This is a genomic window from Rhizomonospora bruguierae, assembly GCF_018397995.1.
In the GTDB taxonomy this organism is placed as follows: Bacteria; Actinomycetota; Actinomycetes; order Mycobacteriales; family Micromonosporaceae; genus Rhizomonospora; species Rhizomonospora bruguierae.
This window is the reverse complement of record NZ_BBQH01000011.1, coordinates 1-15146: the sequence shown is the minus strand read 5'-3', so window position 1 is coordinate 15146 and position 15146 is coordinate 1. Positions and strand designations below refer to the sequence as shown.

The 15146-nt window shown below is 74.3% G+C and carries 14 protein-coding genes; 5 read left to right on the top strand and 9 right to left on the bottom strand.

Annotation, left to right across the window (positions count from 1 at the left end):
* Positions 1-8: 8 nt before the first annotated feature.
* Genes KJS59_RS01995 through KJS59_RS01980 form a run of 4 tightly spaced genes read left to right on the top strand, consistent with a single transcriptional unit; the run spans position 9 to position 4070 of the window.
* On the top strand, positions 9-1397 hold the full coding sequence (locus KJS59_RS01995) for a PfkB family carbohydrate kinase (protein ID WP_213450497.1): 1389 nt from the start codon (positions 9-11) through the stop codon (positions 1395-1397).
* A gap of 4 nt (positions 1398-1401) precedes the next feature.
* Positions 1402-2082, top strand: a complete 681-nt coding sequence (locus KJS59_RS01990) for an SDR family oxidoreductase (RefSeq protein ID WP_213450496.1) — start codon at positions 1402-1404, stop codon at positions 2080-2082.
* On the top strand, positions 2079-3041 hold the full coding sequence (locus KJS59_RS01985) for a glycosyltransferase family 9 protein (protein WP_213450495.1): 963 nt from the start codon (positions 2079-2081) through the stop codon (positions 3039-3041). Before KJS59_RS01990 ends, KJS59_RS01985 begins: the two co-directional genes overlap by 4 nt.
* 9 nt (positions 3042-3050) lie before the next feature.
* Positions 3051-4070 (top strand): DNA topoisomerase IB, encoded by a 1020-nt coding sequence (locus KJS59_RS01980; protein ID WP_213450494.1) that lies wholly within the window; start codon positions 3051-3053, stop codon positions 4068-4070.
* A gap of 12 nt (positions 4071-4082) precedes the next feature.
* On the opposite strand, the gene KJS59_RS01975 is transcribed toward KJS59_RS01980, so the two are convergent.
* The 7 genes from KJS59_RS01975 to eccD all read right to left on the bottom strand — a co-directional run bounded on the left by KJS59_RS01975 (position 4083) and on the right by eccD (position 9355).
* Positions 4083-5378 carry a hypothetical protein gene (locus KJS59_RS01975; RefSeq protein ID WP_213450493.1) on the bottom strand — a complete coding sequence of 432 codons (1296 nt, stop codon included), beginning with the start codon at positions 5376-5378 and terminating at the stop codon, positions 4083-4085.
* Entirely contained in the window at positions 5375-5656 is a 282-nt protein-coding gene (locus KJS59_RS01970) for a hypothetical protein (RefSeq protein WP_213450492.1), read from the bottom strand. Before KJS59_RS01970 ends, KJS59_RS01975 begins: the two co-directional genes overlap by 4 nt.
* A gap of 11 nt (positions 5657-5667) precedes the next feature.
* Positions 5668-6294 (bottom strand): hypothetical protein, encoded by a 627-nt coding sequence (locus KJS59_RS01965; protein WP_213450491.1) that lies wholly within the window; start codon positions 6292-6294, stop codon positions 5668-5670.
* The gene (locus KJS59_RS01960; RefSeq protein ID WP_213450490.1) at positions 6291-6542 is read right to left on the bottom strand and encodes a YbaB/EbfC family nucleoid-associated protein; all 252 of its coding nucleotides are present in this window, start codon (positions 6540-6542) and stop codon (positions 6291-6293) included. The genes KJS59_RS01965 and KJS59_RS01960 overlap by 4 nt, the downstream gene beginning before the upstream one ends.
* A gap of 121 nt (positions 6543-6663) precedes the next feature.
* Positions 6664-7224, bottom strand: coding sequence for a DUF5709 domain-containing protein (locus tag KJS59_RS01955; protein WP_213450489.1), 561 nt, complete (start codon positions 7222-7224; stop codon positions 6664-6666).
* A gap of 107 nt (positions 7225-7331) precedes the next feature.
* Complete coding sequence (locus tag KJS59_RS01950; RefSeq protein ID WP_213450488.1) at positions 7332-7838, bottom strand: hypothetical protein; 507 nt, start codon at positions 7836-7838, stop codon at positions 7332-7334.
* 128 nt (positions 7839-7966) lie between these two features.
* Positions 7967-9355, bottom strand: a complete 1389-nt coding sequence (gene eccD / locus KJS59_RS01945; protein WP_213450487.1) for a type VII secretion integral membrane protein EccD — start codon at positions 9353-9355, stop codon at positions 7967-7969.
* 139 nt (positions 9356-9494) lie between these two features.
* Between eccD and eccCa the strand changes: the two genes are divergently transcribed.
* Entirely contained in the window at positions 9495-13466 is a 3972-nt protein-coding gene (eccCa, locus tag KJS59_RS01940) for a type VII secretion protein EccCa (RefSeq protein ID WP_213450486.1), read from the top strand.
* Positions 13467-13736: 270 nt separating this feature from the next.
* Here eccCa and KJS59_RS01935 read toward each other — a convergent pair whose 3' ends face one another.
* Complete coding sequence (locus tag KJS59_RS01935; protein ID WP_213450485.1) at positions 13737-14957, bottom strand: S8 family serine peptidase; 1221 nt, start codon at positions 14955-14957, stop codon at positions 13737-13739.
* Positions 14954-15146: hypothetical protein (locus KJS59_RS01930; RefSeq protein WP_213450484.1), on the bottom strand; the 193-nt coding region annotated here is incomplete at its 5' end. The genes KJS59_RS01935 and KJS59_RS01930, both read right to left, overlap by 4 nt.

Genomic DNA, 15146 nt, shown 5'->3' with positions numbered 1-15146 from the left:
CGGACTCTGTGAGCGGGCCGCTGGTGGTGATCGGGGATGTCCTGCTGGACCGGGACGTTGACGGGACCGTGGATCGGCTCTGCCCGGACGCCCCGGCGCCGGTGCTCGCCGAGCGATCCAGTGTGGACCGACCTGGCGGGGCCGGGCTCGCCGCGCTCCTGGCCGCCGGGCGGGGGCACGACGTGGCGCTGGTGACGACGCTGGGCGACGACGAGCCGGCGGTCCGCCTGCGCGAGCTGCTGGCCGCCGCGGGGGTGCAGGTGTGTGCGCTGCCGACCCGGCGCCCGACGGCGGAGAAGATCCGGCTGCGGGCGAACGGCCGGGTGCTGGTCCGGCTGGACCGGGGCGGCGACGGGTCCGCCGCGCCGCGCCGGGTGCCGGCACACGTGATCGAGCTGCTGCGTTCGGCGTCGGCGGTGCTCGTCAGCGACTACGGGCGGGGGACCGCCCGGTCGGAGCCGCTGCGGGCCGCGCTCGCCGACCCGGCGGTGCCGGTCGTCTGGGACCCGCACCCGCGCGGCCCCGAGCCGACGCCGGGCGCCCGGCTGGTCACCCCGAACGAGGCGGAGCTGCGGCGGTTGACCGACGCGGACGGCGGGCTGCGGCTGGCGGCGGCGGCGCGGGGCGCCGCGGAGCTGCGCCGGCGGTGGCGGGCCGGCGCGGTGGCCGTGACGATGGGCGCGGACGGCGTGCTGCTCAGCCACGCCGGCCCGACCCCGCTGGTGGTGCCGACCCCGTTCCGGGCCACCGGAGACGCCTGCGGCGCGGGCGACCGGTTCGCCTCGGCGGCGGCGGTGGCGCTGGCCGGCGGCGCCCTGGTCTCGGAGGCGGTGGAGGGCGCGGTCACCGAGGCCACGGACTTCGTGGCGGTCGGGGGCGCGGCGGCGGTCCGGGTGGACGCGTCCGCGGCCGAGCGCGCCGAGGACCGCCCGGACGACGCGGCTGACCTGGTGGAGCGGGTCCGCGCCCGGGGTGGGACGGTGGTCGCCACCGGCGGCTGCTTCGACCTGGTGCACGCCGGGCACGTCGCCACCCTGGAGGCGGCCCGCCAGCTCGGCGACTGCCTGGTCGTCTGCCTCAACTCGGACGCCAGCGTGGCCGCCCTGAAGGGTCCCGAGCGCCCGGTCGTCCCGCAGGCGGACCGGGTGCGGCTGCTGGCCGCGCTGGGCTGCGTCGACGCGGTGGTGGTGTTCGACGAGTCGACGCCGCACGCGGTGCTTTCCCGGCTGCGCCCGGACGTGTGGGTCAAGGGTGGCGACTATTCCGGCGGCAGCCCGTCGGACACCCCGGATCTGCCGGAGGCCGAGCTGGTCGCCGGTTGGGGCGGGCAGACCGTGATCGTGCCCTACCTGGCGGGGCGTTCCACCACCAAGATCATTGCCAGCGTTAAGGAGTGATGCGATGTCGCGGACCGTACTCGTCACCGGCGGCGCCAGCGGCCTCGGCGCCGCCGTGGTGACGGAGGTGACCAAGGCCGGCGGCCGGCCGTACGTGCTGGACCGCCAGCGCCCCGCCGAGGGCGTCCCGCACCTGCTGGTCGACCTGGCCGACACCCGCGCCGCGGAGAGCGCCACCCGGCGGTTGGCCGAGGAGGCCGGCGGCCTGGACGCCGTCGTCACCGCCGCCGGCATGGACGTGCCCGGCCGCCTCGCCGACGTGCCGGGGGAGACCTGGGAGCGGATCGTGGCCGTCGACCTGCTCGCCACCGCCGCCGTGGTCCGGGCGGCGCTGCCCCACCTGGAACAGTCCCGTGGCACCGTGGTGACGATCGCGTCCACGCTGGGCGTCAAGGCGGTCAGCGACGCCACCGCGTACTGCGCGGCCAAGTTCGGGGTGGTCGGCTTCACCCGGGCGCTGGCCGCGGAACTGGCCGGCACGGTCGGCGTCACGCTGCTGATTCCCGGTGGCATGAAGACCAACTTCTTCGAGGACCGGGATCCGCGGTACAAGCCGGGGCCGGACGCGATCCTCAACGACCCGGCCAACGTGGCCGCCGCTGTCATGTTCGCGCTGACCCAGCCGCCCGGCAGTGCCGTACGCGAGTTGGTCCTCTGCGCGCCGACCGAGACGTCGTACCCATGATCCTCGTGCTGCGCGCCCTGGGCGTGGGCGACCTGGCCACCGCGGCGCCGGCCCTGCGCGGGCTGCGTCACGCCCACCCGGAGCAGGCGATCGCGCTGGCGGCGCCGCCGGCGCTCGCGCCGCTCGCCGTGCTGACCGGCGCCGTCGACCGGATCGTCCCGGTGGACCTGGACGACCTGCGGCCCCGGCGGTTCGAGTTCCGCCCGCCGCGCCTGGCGGTGAACCTGCACGGCCGCGGCCCGCAGTCGCACCGCCTGCTGTCCGGCGCCGCCGCCGACCGGACGTACGCGTTCGCCTGCCCGGCGGCGGAGTTCACCGATGGTCCACAGTGGCAGGACGAGGAGCACGAGGTCGAGCGGTGGTGCCGGATGCTGAGCTGGTACGGCGTCGAGACCGACCCGCACGACCTGGACCTGCGCCGCCCCGAGCCGAGCGGGCGGCCGGAGGTGCCCACCGGCGCCACGGTGATCCACCCGGGGGCGAAGGCGGCGGCCCGCCGCTGGCCGCCCGAGCGGTACGCCGAGGTGGCCCGGTCCCTCGCCGCCGACGGGCACCGCGTGGTCATCACCGGCACCAGTGGCGAGTACGACGCGTGCCGGCAGATCGCCGACCGGGCCGGGCTGCCCGACCGGGCGGTGCTGGCCGGGCGCACGGACGTCGGTGACCTGGCCGCCCTGATCGCCAACGCCCGGCTGGTGGTCAGCGGCGACACCGGCGCCGGTCACCTGGCCACCGCCTACCGGACGCCGTCGGTGCTGCTGTTCGGCCAGGTGTCACCCGGCCGCTGGGGGCCACCGGAGGACCGGCCGTGGCACCGCGTGCTCTGGCGCGGCGAGCGCGCCGCCGAACCCGCCCCCGCCTCCGGCCCGCATCCGGCGCTGGCCGCTATCGACGTCGAGGAGGTGCTTGGCGCGGTGGCCCGGGCGGAACAGGCGGCGGCCCCCGCGCCGGCGAGGTAGCGCTCCGCCATGCGCCTGCGGCGCAGCAACCCCTCGGCGTCGGGGTACACCCGGCGCCGCCGCGGTCGCGGGGTGACGTTCCTGGACCTCTCGGGGAACCCGATCCGGGAGCCGGAGGAACTGGGCCGCCTGCGCGACCTGGTCATCCCGCCGGCCTGGCGGGACGTGTGGATCTGTCCCGATCCGCGCGGCCACATCCAGGCCACCGGCATCGACGCCGCCGGGCGCCGGCAGTACCTGTACCACCCGCGGTGGCGCGCGAAGCGGGACGCCGCCAAGTTCGACCACGTGCTGGAGGTGGCCGAGCGGCTGCCCCAGTTGCGTAAGCGCGCCACCGAGGACCTGCGTCTGACGGGGATGCCGCGCGACCGGGTGCTCGCCCTCACCGCCCGCCTGCTGGATCTGGGCCTGTTCCGGGTGGGCGGCGACGAGTACGCCAACGGGGACGAACCCAGCTACGGCATCGCCACGCTGCGCCCCGAGCACGCCCGCGCCGCCCGCGGCTGCGTGGTCTTCGAGTACGTGGCCAAGGGCGGTATCGAGCGGGTGCAGACCGTCCGCGACCCGCAGGTGTGCGAGGTGCTCAACGCGCTGCGCCGGCGTCGCCGCGGCGCCGAGCGGCTGTTCGCCTACCGGGACGGCCGGCAGTGGCGGGACGTGCACAGCGACGACATCAACGGCTACCTGCGGGAGGCCAGCGGCGGGGACATGACCGCCAAGGACTTCCGCACCTGGCACGCGACCGTGCTGGCCGCCGTGGAACTGGCCGGCGCCGGTCCGAAGCGGTCGGAGCGGGCCCGACGCCAGTCCATCACGGCCGCCATGCGGCTGGTCGGCGAGCAGTTGGGCAACACGCCGACGGTGGCCCGTACCTCCTATGTGGACCCCCGGGTGCTCGACCTGTACCGCGACGGCGTGGTGGTGAGCCCGCACGGCGTGCCCGCCGGCACCGGCCAGACCCGGGGGGAGCGGGACCAACACGCCGCGGAGCAGGCCCTTCTGGGCCTGCTCCGGGAGGAAGCCGACTGAGGCGCCCGCGCGTCAGGCGGTCGGCACCGGGACGTTGCGCTGGCCCGGCTTCCACTGGCCGCCGTTGGTCCACTGGCCGCCGGAACCGTCCTGCGGGAACGGGATGGCGCCATGCTCCGAGGTGCCCAGGTCCGGCTGGCCGGAGATGGCCGTCTCGGTGATGCTCAGCATCGACTGGGCCGCCTCGTTCGCCGCCTTCCAGTCCGCCAACATCTGGGTGACCATCAGGTTGAGGGTCGCGGTCAGCGCCTTCACCGGGTCGTCCACGCTGCCGGTGAGGCTGTTCGCCGCGTCGCTGACCGCCTTGATCTGGTCGATGAGTTGACCGATCTTCTCAAACCCGACCTTGGCGTACGCCAGCATCAGCTTGTCGATCGTGTCGGCGGCCTTCTTGCCCTCGTCCGCCAGCCACTTCATCTCGCCACCCACCCCGTCGAAGTACCGCAGGATGTTGTTGGCGTGCACGAAGTACGCCTGCGACGCGCTCTCGCTGGCCCAGTACAGCTTGAGCGTGTCCGTCTCGAGCGCCATCTCCTTGCGCATCTCGTCGTAGTTGTTCTTCGCGATGTACAGCAGGTCGGCGCGGTTCTTGATGATGCCCGGGTAGGCGTTGACCACGTCGTCGATGAAGTCGGTGGACGGCCGCTGTGTGAGCCCGCCCCCGTACTGCTCGACCATGTTCTCCGCCTTGGTCAGCGTCTCGTAGTGCTCGTTGACGAAGTTCGTCAGATCCCGGTGGCCCGGGGTCTCCAGCGCCTCGACGATGTCCGTGAACGAGTGCTTGAAGCCGGGCGGCCCCATCTCCGCCGGGATGTGGTTGAGCTGGCCGTCCTTCCACAGGTAGTTCAGCCGCTTGCCGTCCGGGTTGTCGTCCGGGATGTTCACGCCGTAGTTCCCGCCCGGGAAGTACGCCGGGGGGCCGGCGTGCCCGCCCGGGTGCCCGGAGACCGAGTCGCCGGCCTTCTTCGTGCCGAGCAGGAACGGCGTCAGCGCGGAGTTCTCCGCCGAGATATCGAAGTCGAGCTTCGCCTCGATGTCCGAGTGCGAGTAGTCCGCCGCCACCTGGATCAGGTTCCCGCCCGTGGTGCCGAGCGTGTCCCGCATCGTGCCGGCCTCGGTGATGCGCGACTCGACGGCGGTATGCCAGTCGGCCTTCCACTTCGCCGACCACGGCATCTCACCCCAGGCGAAGTCCGGGACCGCGCCCACGTGCCCGACGTACTGTTTGATCGCGTCGCAGACGATCGCGTCCTCGTACCGCTCCTTACCGTTGTTGACCAGGGCCTGGAGTTCGACGGTCAGGCTCATTCGGCCACCCCCAGAATGTCGCGCTCGAAGTCGGCGCCGACCAGTCGCCGCCGCGTCTCATGGCTCTTCCTGCTGTACTCGCGCAGCGCCGCCTCCAGCCCTCCGCTGATCTCCGCCGCGAGTTCCTCGTGGTTCAGCCGGCGCAGGGCCTGGTTGCGCAGCTTCACGCTGATGTCGCCATTCTCGGCGCGGTCCACCTCCACGTAGCCGCGCGCCGACGTCGCGTGCACCGGCAGCCGCTCCACGAGTTCGACATGCCGTTCCGCGGCGGACTTCATCGGATCCTCCCCTAGCTCAACTCGCTCAGCACCGCGCGACCGATCCGGTCGGCGGCGGACTCCAGCCGGGCGCGGGGCAGCTTGCCGCTGACCTGCGCCCGCAGCACCGCGCCGCCGCCGGCGCCGACGACCACGGCGCCGAGGTCGGTGGCGCAGCGCTTGCCGCCGTCGCCGCCCGCCCAGGCCGCCGCGGCCGCGCCGGGGCACCCCTCGGCGATCAGCGCGTCGGTCTGCTTCGGCTGCCAGGCCGCCACCGGGATGCCCCGGTACGGCTCGGTCTTCGGCCGATAGATCGTGATGACGGTGGTGAGCACGACCTCACCGTCCGCCGCCGCGTACCCGGCGGTGTTGCAGTACCGGTACTCCAGGTCGTCCGACGGCGGCGCGCCCGTCTCGCCGGGGTACGGCCCTACCGACCGGTAGATCCCCTGTGGATAGTGCTTGACCATCGTCTCGCAGTCGGGCAGCGGCGCGGCGAACGCCTTCGGCGCCGGCCCGCCGCTCTCCGGCCCGCCGGCCGGCGCGGTCGCCGTGCTCGCGGTGGGGTCCGGCGCCCTGTTCTCCGCGGCGTCCCCGGTGCACGCCCCCGCCGCCAGGCAGAGCAGCGCGGTGGCGACGGTGGTGGCGGTCCGCCTCACGACGGCTGCGCGCTCTCCGGGAAGGCGACCTGGTACGCCCGCGACATGGCCTGCTTCAGCGCCGCCGCGGCCACCCGCACCGTCGCGTTCAACTGCCGCTGGAGGGACTCGTCCGTGTGGACCCGGGCCACGTCCGGCGCCAGTTCCACCCGCACCTGACCCCGCCCCGTCGCCGTGATCGAGACGGTACGGTCGGGCGACTTGGCGGTCACGGAAATGCGGTCGTAGACGTCTGCCAGCTTTCCCACGCCGGGCAGTCTACGAGAATGGACCAACTTCGGGTGGTCCCGTCACGTCTCGGGACAGCTACGGGCAAAGGCAAAGGTAACGGCGCCGGCACCCTCGGTACCGGCGCCGCCCCCGTCGCCCTTACAGGTCGTCCTCGCCGATCTGGTGCATCGCCCGCTCCTCCGGGAGTTCGCCGGTCCGCTCACCGGAGTCCAGGGCGATCTCCTCCTTGTCGGTGTCCTCACCGAACCCGGAATCCGGCTGCACCAGCCGGCCCACCGCGGGATCCGCCCCACCCGGCACGTCCGGCCGGTCGTACAGCGACACCGGCGAGCCCGGGTTCGACGCCAGCGGCGGCCCGTCGTCGAGCACGTCCGCGTCCCGCGTCGACTCCTCGGTGGCCCGCTCCGCGGTCGCCTCGTCGGTCAGCCGCCGGCTCGGGTCGCCCGCGGGGGAGCCGACCTCGACGTCCGGCTCCTCCTGCGCCAGCTTCGCGTCCAGATCCTCGCCGACCCGCTGCTCCTCGGCGGTCGTCCCGAACCGGTCGACCGCGTCCGGCGCTCCGCCGGGCACCGCCGGCGGCCCGTCCTCCAGCCCCCGCTGCCCCAGGTCGTCGTACGCGTCGGTGTCCTCGTCGGCGTAGGGCGGGATGCCGTCGGACTCAATGTCCTTGGTCGTCTCGATCTCATCCGGTCGGCGCATGCGACCCCCTTACCCACTCACCCCGCCCTCACTCGCCCCCTCACCCTCCCCGCTCACTTCCCCGGCGACCTTGGCGTCGTGGTGCCTGGATCGGGTGGGGCGCGGGGTCAGGCGCCCAGGGTCGTGGAGAGGTCGGCGACGAAGCGTTGCTCCGAGGGGCTCACCTGCTCCCCGCCCAGGCCCAGCAGCCCGCCCGTGGCCGCCGCCTCGGCGACCGCCTCCGCGACGCCCACCAGCCAGTGCCGGTAGGCCGCCGCCTCCTCGGGCTCCGCCTTCTCCGCCAGCAGCCGGGACGCCTCCCGGGCCCGGTCCAGCACGTCCCGCACCAGGCCGTCCGGGTCCGCCGGGCGGATCGGCGGCAACTCCTCGACGCCCTGCCCGCCCGGGAGCAGGTCGTCCGGGTCGCCCAGTTCACCCACGATCGCCGTGGCCACCGCCTCCACCAGCGGGCTCCCCGAGTCCCGCCCGTCCGCGATGGTCTCCAGCCCGGCGTTCGACTCGGCCGCGGTGCGCCGCACGCCGTCCGCCTCCACGGCGCTGGCCGCCGCCACCACGCTCTGCGGCAGCCCGACGAGCAGACCCCACTCCTGGTCGGTGTATCCCGATCGAGTCACCGTCACGTCTTCCCTCGCGGATCGCCGCCGGCCGCGATCGTAGTTCCTACCCCGGGCCGCCGGCGCCCAACCCGCGGCGGTCGCGTCAACGAGCGTCGAACGAGGACCGCGCGAGCGGGGCGGGGTCGTCAGCCGGCCAGCGAGCGCACGTAGGCGAACAGGCCCAGCACGACGAGGGCGACCGGGACGACGGCGATCGCGAGCACGAACTCGAGCGCGTCCACGAGCCGGGCCAGTTGCGGGCTGGGGCGGCGGCGGGAGTACCGGGCGCCCGCGGCGACCACCGCCAGCGCGATCGGCAGCAGGACCGCGGCGACCAGGATCGGGCGGACGGACTGGGGTTGCGACAGGACGATCGCCGCGGCGCCGAAGGACAGGCCGAGGGCGCCGCTCACCAGCAGCGGCGCGCGGTGCCGGGGTCGGGTCAGCGACCGCGACCGGATCAGCAGCAGCACCGCCACGATCGCGGCGAGCAGCCGGGCCGAGGGGCCCCCGAAGACCAGGTACGCCTGGGCGGCCAGGGCGGTGACGGCGGTGCCGAGCAGCATGCCGGCGAAGACCTCGTCGGCCCGGGCGACCGTGGCGAAGACGTGCTCGCGGGGCGGCAGCGGCTTGTCGGCGAGCAGTTCCTGGGCGTTCTGCGGCAGGTCCGGCATGGGCAGCCGGGCCAGCCGCACGGACAGCAGCGCCGACAGCGGCATGACCAGCAGCGCCACGCAGACCACGCCGGCGGCGGCGCCGACCGCGTCCAGCGGGGTGAGGGCGAGCAGGGCGGCGAGCGCGGCGTGCAGGGCGGCCACCACGCCGGCCACGAACAGCCAGAGCCGGTCGGCGACGCCGAAGAAGCCGATGACGCTGGCCAGCAGCAGCACCGCGGCGCCGGCCAGCAGGTGCGCCGGCCCGAGGGCGGCGCGGCCCGAGGTGCCGGCCAGCAGCAGCGCCCCGCCGACGAACGCGTACGGCAGGCCCGCGGCCGCGATGGCCGCACCGGCGCCGGCGTCGGCCGCGGCGCGGGACAGAACGGTGCCGGTCACCAGCGTCACCAGCGCCACGACGAGCGCGCCCAGCGCGGCGCCCGGCCACGGTGGACCGGACAGCGCCAGCACGACCAGCCCGACGAGCAGGCCGGCTGCGGCGCCGGCGACGGCGGCGGAGCGGGTCAGGCCGCCGTGCCAGGCGGGGCCCAGCCGGCGGGTGCCCTCCGCGACGGCCAGCACCAGGTCGTCGTAGTCCGGCTCCGGCCAGTCCTTCTCCCGGGTCGCCAGGTGCAGCACCTCGCCGTCGCGGACCTGCTGCGCGGCGAGCGAGCGCTGGTACAGCAGGCGGCTGCCGTCGGTGCGGCACAGGTTCCACCCACTGGTGTCTGCCTCCGCGTCGCGCATGCCCTCACCGAGGTGATGCAGGAGCGTCGGCATCAACTCCGCCAGCGGCAGGTGCTCCGGCAGCGCGATGTCGATTCGTCGGCCTGGCGCGGCTATGGTTACCCGCGCGAGGCCGAGTCCGGTTGGGGCGCTCATCAGGCGAACTCCAAATAGACAGCCGCGAACGTGAAGTGCAGGCGGGGCGGCGCGAGGTGCCCCGGTGCCGTCAAACTAGCAGTGGGGCGCCGCCCGCCGCCGCCCGCGGCGGCCAACCGAACGGGGAGGAACACGGTTCATGGGCATCCAGGTCGTCAAGCGGCCGCCGCGCCGGCCGGGGCCGCCGCTGCCCGAGGGCGACGTGTCGCTGGAGGCGCCGCCGACGCTGGCCACCAATCAGGGCGCGGCGTGGACGCAGATGGTCATGGTCGTGCCGATGCTGGCCGGGTCCGCCGCGATGGCCCTGATGTTCACCTCCGGCCGGGGCGGCACCCTCCAGTACGTGACCGGCGGGCTGTTCGGCGTGTCCATGCTGGGCATGGTCGGCGTGACGATGCTCGGCCAGAGCGGCAAGGTGAGCAAGCGCGAGTCGCTCGGCCTGCGCCGGGACTACCTGCGCCGGCTCGGCCAGTTGCGGCGCGGCGTGCGGCGCACCGTCCGGGAGCAGCGCCGGGCGATGTTCTACCGGCACCCGGACCCGGACACGCTGTGGTGGGTCGCGGACGGCCCCCGGCTGTGGGAGCGCCGCCCGACCGACAGCGACTTCGGCGTGCTGCGCATGGGGCTCGGCCCGCTGCGGCTGGCCACGCCGCTGCGCCCGTCGCCGACCGCGCCGGTGGACGAGTTGGAGCCGTTGTCCGCGGCCGCCCTGCGCCGGTTCGTCACCACCTACGCGGTGGTGAAGCAGCTACCGGTCGCGGTGGCGCTGCGCGGCTTCGCCCGCGTCTACGTGCGCGGTGACGCGGAGCGGGCGCGCGCCCTGGTCCGCGCGATGGTGGCCCAGGCGGGCACCTTCCACGCCCCGGACGACCTGTACGTGGCGGTCTGCTGCGCCACCGAGTACCTGTCCCGGTGGGAGTGGCTCAAGTGGCTCCCGCACGCCCTGCACCCCACGAAGACCGACGCGCTGGGCCAGGTCCGGCTGATCAGCCGCGGCGCCAGCGCGCTGGAGTCGCTGCTGGAGGACGTGCTCGGCAGCCGGCCCCGGTTCAACCCAAACAACCCACCGCTGGACGGGCCGCACCTGCTCGTGGTGCTGGACGGCGGGGAGACCACCGGCTCGGCGCACCTGATGACCGAGGGCGGCATCGAGGGCGTCACCGTCATCGACGTCGGCGGCCAGCCGCCGCGCACCCTCGACGACAGCGTGCTGATCCTCGACATCGACGCGGCCGGCCAGCTCAGCACGATCACGATGGACGCCGCGAAGGTGGTGGGCAGCCCGGACGAGCTGTCCGTGGAGCAGGCCGAGGCGCTGGCCCGGCAGATGTCCCCGCTGCGGATGTCCGCCGCCTCCCGCACCGACGAGCCGCTGGCTACCGTCACCACCCTCACCGAACTGCTGGAGCTGGGGGACCCGTTCCACTACGACCCGGCCGCCCACTGGCGCCCCCGCCCGAACCGGGACAAGCTGCGCGTCCCCATTGGACTGTCGCCGGACGGGCTGCCGGTCGAGCTGGACATCAAGGAGTCCGCGCAGGACGGCATGGGCCCGCACGGCCTGCTGGTCGGCGCGACCGGCTCGGGCAAGTCCGAGCTGCTGCGCACCCTGGTGCTGGGGCTGGCGGCGACGCACAGCTCCGAGGTGCTCAACTTCGTGCTGGTCGACTTCAAGGGCGGTGCGACCTTCACCCGGCTGGACCGGCTGCCGCACACCTCCGCGGTCATCACCAACCTGGCCGACGAGATCTCGCTGGTGGACCGCATGGAGGCGGCCATCAACGGCGAGTTGATCCGGCGCCAGGAACTGCTGCGCAAGGCGGGCAACTACGCCTCGCAGCGGGACTACGAGCGGGCCCGGGCGGCCGGCGCCGCGCTCGCGCCGCTGCCCAGCCTGTTCATCATCTGCGACGAGTTCTCCGAGCTGCTGACCGCCAAGCCGGAGTTCATCGACATGTTCGTGCAGATCGGCCGGGTGGGCCGGTCGCTGGGCGTGCACCTGCTGCTGGCCTCGCAGCGCCTGGAGGAGGGCCGGCTGCGCGGCCTGGACACCCACCTGTCGTACCGGATCGGCCTGCGGACGTTCTCGGCCATCGAGTCCCGGGTGGTGCTCGGCGTGCCGGACGCCGCCGAGCTGCCCCGCTCGCCGGGGCACGGGTACCTCAAATACGGCGCGGAGCCGCTGGTGCGGTTCAAGGCGGCGTACGTCTCGGGCACCTACGCGGGTACCGAACGGCGCGTCGGCCGGGCCGGCGGGCAGCCGATCATCCCGGTGGCGCTGTACGTGCCGGAGGAGGTGGAGCCGGCGGTCCAGCCGGAGCTGCCGCCCGAGCCGCAACCGGCGGACGACGACGTGCTCGGCGAGAGCATGCTGGACATCCTGGTCGGCCGGATGGAGGGGCAGGGCCCGCCGGCGCACCAGGTCTGGCTGCCGCCGCTGGACCTGCCGCTCACCCTGGACCAGTGCCTGTCCCCGCTGGTGACCGACCCGGCGCGCGGCCTGACCACGAGCCGCACCGAGCTGGCCGGCCGGCTCCAGGTGCCGGTCGCCATCGTGGACAAGCCCCTGGAGCAGCGGCGCGACCTGCTGTGGCTCAACCTGGCCGGCGCGGCCGGCCACATCATTATCATCGGCGGCCCGCAGTCCGGTAAGAGCACCGAGCTGCGCACGCTGGTCGGCTCGCTGGCGCTGACGCACACCCCGCAGGAGGCCCAGTTCTACTGCCTGGACTTCGGCGGTGGCGGCCTGCTCGCGCTGCGCGGGCTGCCGCACGTCGGCGGCGCGTGGACCCGGCTCGACGCCGACCAGGTGCGCCGCACCGTCGCCGAGGTCTACCAGCTGATGGAGAACCGCGAGGCGCAGTTCGCCCAGCACGGCATCGACTCGATGGAGTCGTACCGGAACCTGCGCCGGGCCGGCCGCTACCCGGAGGACCCGTTCGGCGACGTCTTCCTGATCATCGACGGCTGGCGCACGCTGCGCGGCGAGTTCGAGGAACTGGAGCCGACCATCACCGACATCGCCACCCGGGGCCTGTCGTTCGGCGTGCACGTGGTCGGCGCGGCCACCACGTGGATGGACCTGCGCCCGCAGATCCGCGACCTGTTCGGTACCCGCCTCGAGCTGCGCCTCGGCGACCCGGTGGATTCCATGCACGGGCGCCGGGCCGCGGCGAACGTGCCGGTGGAGCGCCCCGGCCGGGGCCTGACCCCGGAGGCCATGCACAGCCTCACGATCCTGCCCCGCATCGACGGGCGCAGCACCTCGGAGGATGCCAGCGAAGGGCTGGAGGGCCTGGTGGAGGCGGTCCGCGAGAGCTGGAAGGGCGCGCCCGCCCCGGCCGTGCGGCTGCTGCCGGACAAGGTGGCCTTCGAGAGCCTGCCGCAGCCGCCCCGCCGCGGCACGTCCAAGTGGAGGGTGCCGATCGGCATCGCGGAGGCCGACCTCGGCCCGGTCCACCTGGACTTCGCGAACGAGCCGCACTTCCTGCTCTTCGCCGACGTGGAGTGCGGCAAGACCACGTTCCTGCGGGCGATGGCGCGCAGCATCGCCGAGCGGTACACGCCGGACGAGGCGGCGATCATCGCGATCGACTACCGGCGCGGGCTGCTCGGGGCGGTCTCCGAGGACCACCTCATCGGGTACGCCAGCAACTCGCAGGCCACCGAGGACGTGGTCCGGCAGGTGGTCGCGGCGATGCGGGAGCGGCTGCCGGGCGGCAGCGTCACCGCGGAGCAGTTGCGCAACCGCAGTTGGTGGACGGGTCCGGAGCTGTTCCTGCTGATCGACGACTACGACCTGGTCGCCGGCGGGTCGATGAATCCGCTGATGCCGCTGCTGGAGTACGCCATGCAGGCCCGCGACATCGGCCTGCATCTGCTGGTGACCCGGCGCAGCGGCGGCGCCGGCCGGGCGATGTTCGAGACGTTCATCGCCCGCCTGCGGGAGGTGGGTTCGCCGGGCATCGTGATGTCCGGCCAGCGGGACGAGGGTGTGCTGCTGGGCGGCGTCCGGCCGACCCGGATGCCACCGGGGCGGGGTTGGCTGGTGACCCGCCGCGAGGGCGCCCGCCTGGTCCAGCTCGCCTGGCTGCCGCCCAGCGACATCTGAGTCACCGCCGCCGGACCTCACCGCTCGACGGCACGGCGGTACCGGCCGCCGGGGTCGAACTCCAGCCGGGCCGCCGGGGATCTCACGCCGGGCGGCCGAGGCCCGGGAGCACCGCCTCCAGGTCAGGAGTCCGCGTACTCCTTCGCCACGCGCGGGTCGCCGGCGCAGCTTGGGTCCAGGTATGCCGAAGACCCCGGCGGCCTCGTACGCGTAGAGGCCGCCGGGGTTCTTCGGGTAGCCGGGTTCTTCGGGTACCGGGGTCCGCTGATGTCAGGCGGGGGCACCGCTGCGGCGCCGGCGGCGTACGGCGGCCCGCACCACGAGCGCGACCAGCCCGCCGACCACGAGCAGGAAGCCGGCCACGGCCGCGATCGTGATGCCCAGCTTGGTGCCGAGGCTGCGCCCCTCGTCCGCGATCGGCGGCGGCGGGGTGAACGTCGAGCGCGGCGTCGCGCTGGCGGTGGGCTTGCTGCCGGGCGGCGTGGTGAGCGCCGCCATCAGGTCGATCGACCCCCAGCCGTACTTCACGTCGTACCCGGGGTCGCCCTTGTCGACCGCGGTGTCCTTGAGCTGCTGGAAGATCTGCTCGGCGGACAGGCTCGGGTACCTGCTGCGCAGCAGCGCCACCGCGCCGGCGGCGATCGCCGACGAGAAGCTGGTCCCATTGCCGGGGTAGTAGCCGGAGTCCTTGTCGTTGGGCACCATGATGTCGGTCGCCGGGGCGGCGAAGTCGATGCCGTGCGCCCACACCGACGCGTTGCTGGCCCAGTCGCCCTTCCGGTTCGTGCCCGAGATGGCGATCGCCTCGTTGCACGAGGCCGGCGCGATGATTGTCGCGTCGTCGGGATTGCCCGCGGACGCCACCACCGGTACGCCCCTGTCGTACGCGTACTTCACCGCCGCCGTCAGGGAGTCGTCGCCGGACCCGCCGCCGGCCACCAGGATGACCGTCGCGCCGTGGTCCGTCACGTACCGGATGCTGACCGCGAGATCCTTCGCGCGGCTGCCGAGCTGGCCGGGCGGCCACACGCCCATCGGCAGGATCTTGGCCTTCGGCGCGATCCCGAGGATGCCGGCCGCGCCGCCCGCGCCGTGGCCGTGCCCGGCGGCGATCGCCGAGACCTTGGTGCCGTGGCTGTTCTCGGTGACCCAGCCCTTCCGGTCCCTGGTCCACGTGTCCACGCCGGGCAGGACGCTGCCGGCCAGGTCCGGGAAGTTCTGGTTCACGCCGCTGTCCAGGACCGCGATGACCTGGCCCTCACCCTGGGTGATCTGGTGCGCCTCGGTGACGCCCATCGCGTCCAGGTACCACTGTGCCGCCCGGACTTCGTCGGCGCGGACCTGGGCGGTCGCGGCGTGGGCGGCGGCGGGGTGGGCGATGGCCGGTGCCGCCGTGGTCGCCAGCGGCGTGGCGGCGAGCGTGGCGGTGAGCGTGACGGCGAGGGCCCGGGGCGACCTGCGCCCCGAGCCCGCCCGGAAACCACGGATCATCGGCGGTGACCGCTCCCGCCCAGGTGCGGTCCGGCCTGGTCGGCGGAGCCGTCGTACGGCGCGACCGGCTCGGTCACGGCCGGCACGCCCTCGTCCGCTACCGCGAACAGGTCCTCTTCCGTCCCCGCGCCGCTGGCGAGGGGCCGCTCGTCCTCGCGGCGCCGGCGACCGTGCCCCGCGGTGCCGCCG

Excerpts from the sequence above, each read along its gene's own strand:
- KJS59_RS01990 (WP_213450496.1), top strand. The coding sequence starts at position 1,402 with ATGTCGCGGACCGTACTCGTCACCGGCGGCGCCAGCGGCCTCGGCGCC.
- KJS59_RS01985 (WP_213450495.1), top strand. The coding sequence starts at position 2,079 with ATGATCCTCGTGCTGCGCGCCCTGGGCGTGGGCGACCTGGCCACCGCG.
- KJS59_RS01980 (WP_213450494.1), top strand. The coding sequence starts at position 3,051 with ATGCGCCTGCGGCGCAGCAACCCCTCGGCGTCGGGGTACACCCGGCGC.
- KJS59_RS01975 (WP_213450493.1), bottom strand. The coding sequence starts at position 5,378 with ATGAGCCTGACCGTCGAACTCCAGGCCCTGGTCAACAACGGTAAGGAG.
- KJS59_RS01970 (WP_213450492.1), bottom strand. The coding sequence starts at position 5,656 with ATGAAGTCCGCCGCGGAACGGCATGTCGAACTCGTGGAGCGGCTGCCG.
- KJS59_RS01955 (WP_213450489.1), bottom strand. The coding sequence starts at position 7,224 with ATGCGCCGACCGGATGAGATCGAGACGACCAAGGACATTGAGTCCGAC.
- eccD (WP_213450487.1), bottom strand. The coding sequence starts at position 9,355 with ATGAGCGCCCCAACCGGACTCGGCCTCGCGCGGGTAACCATAGCCGCG.
- eccCa (WP_213450486.1), top strand. The coding sequence starts at position 9,495 with ATGGGCATCCAGGTCGTCAAGCGGCCGCCGCGCCGGCCGGGGCCGCCG.
- KJS59_RS01935 (WP_213450485.1), bottom strand. The coding sequence starts at position 14,957 with ATGATCCGTGGTTTCCGGGCGGGCTCGGGGCGCAGGTCGCCCCGGGCC.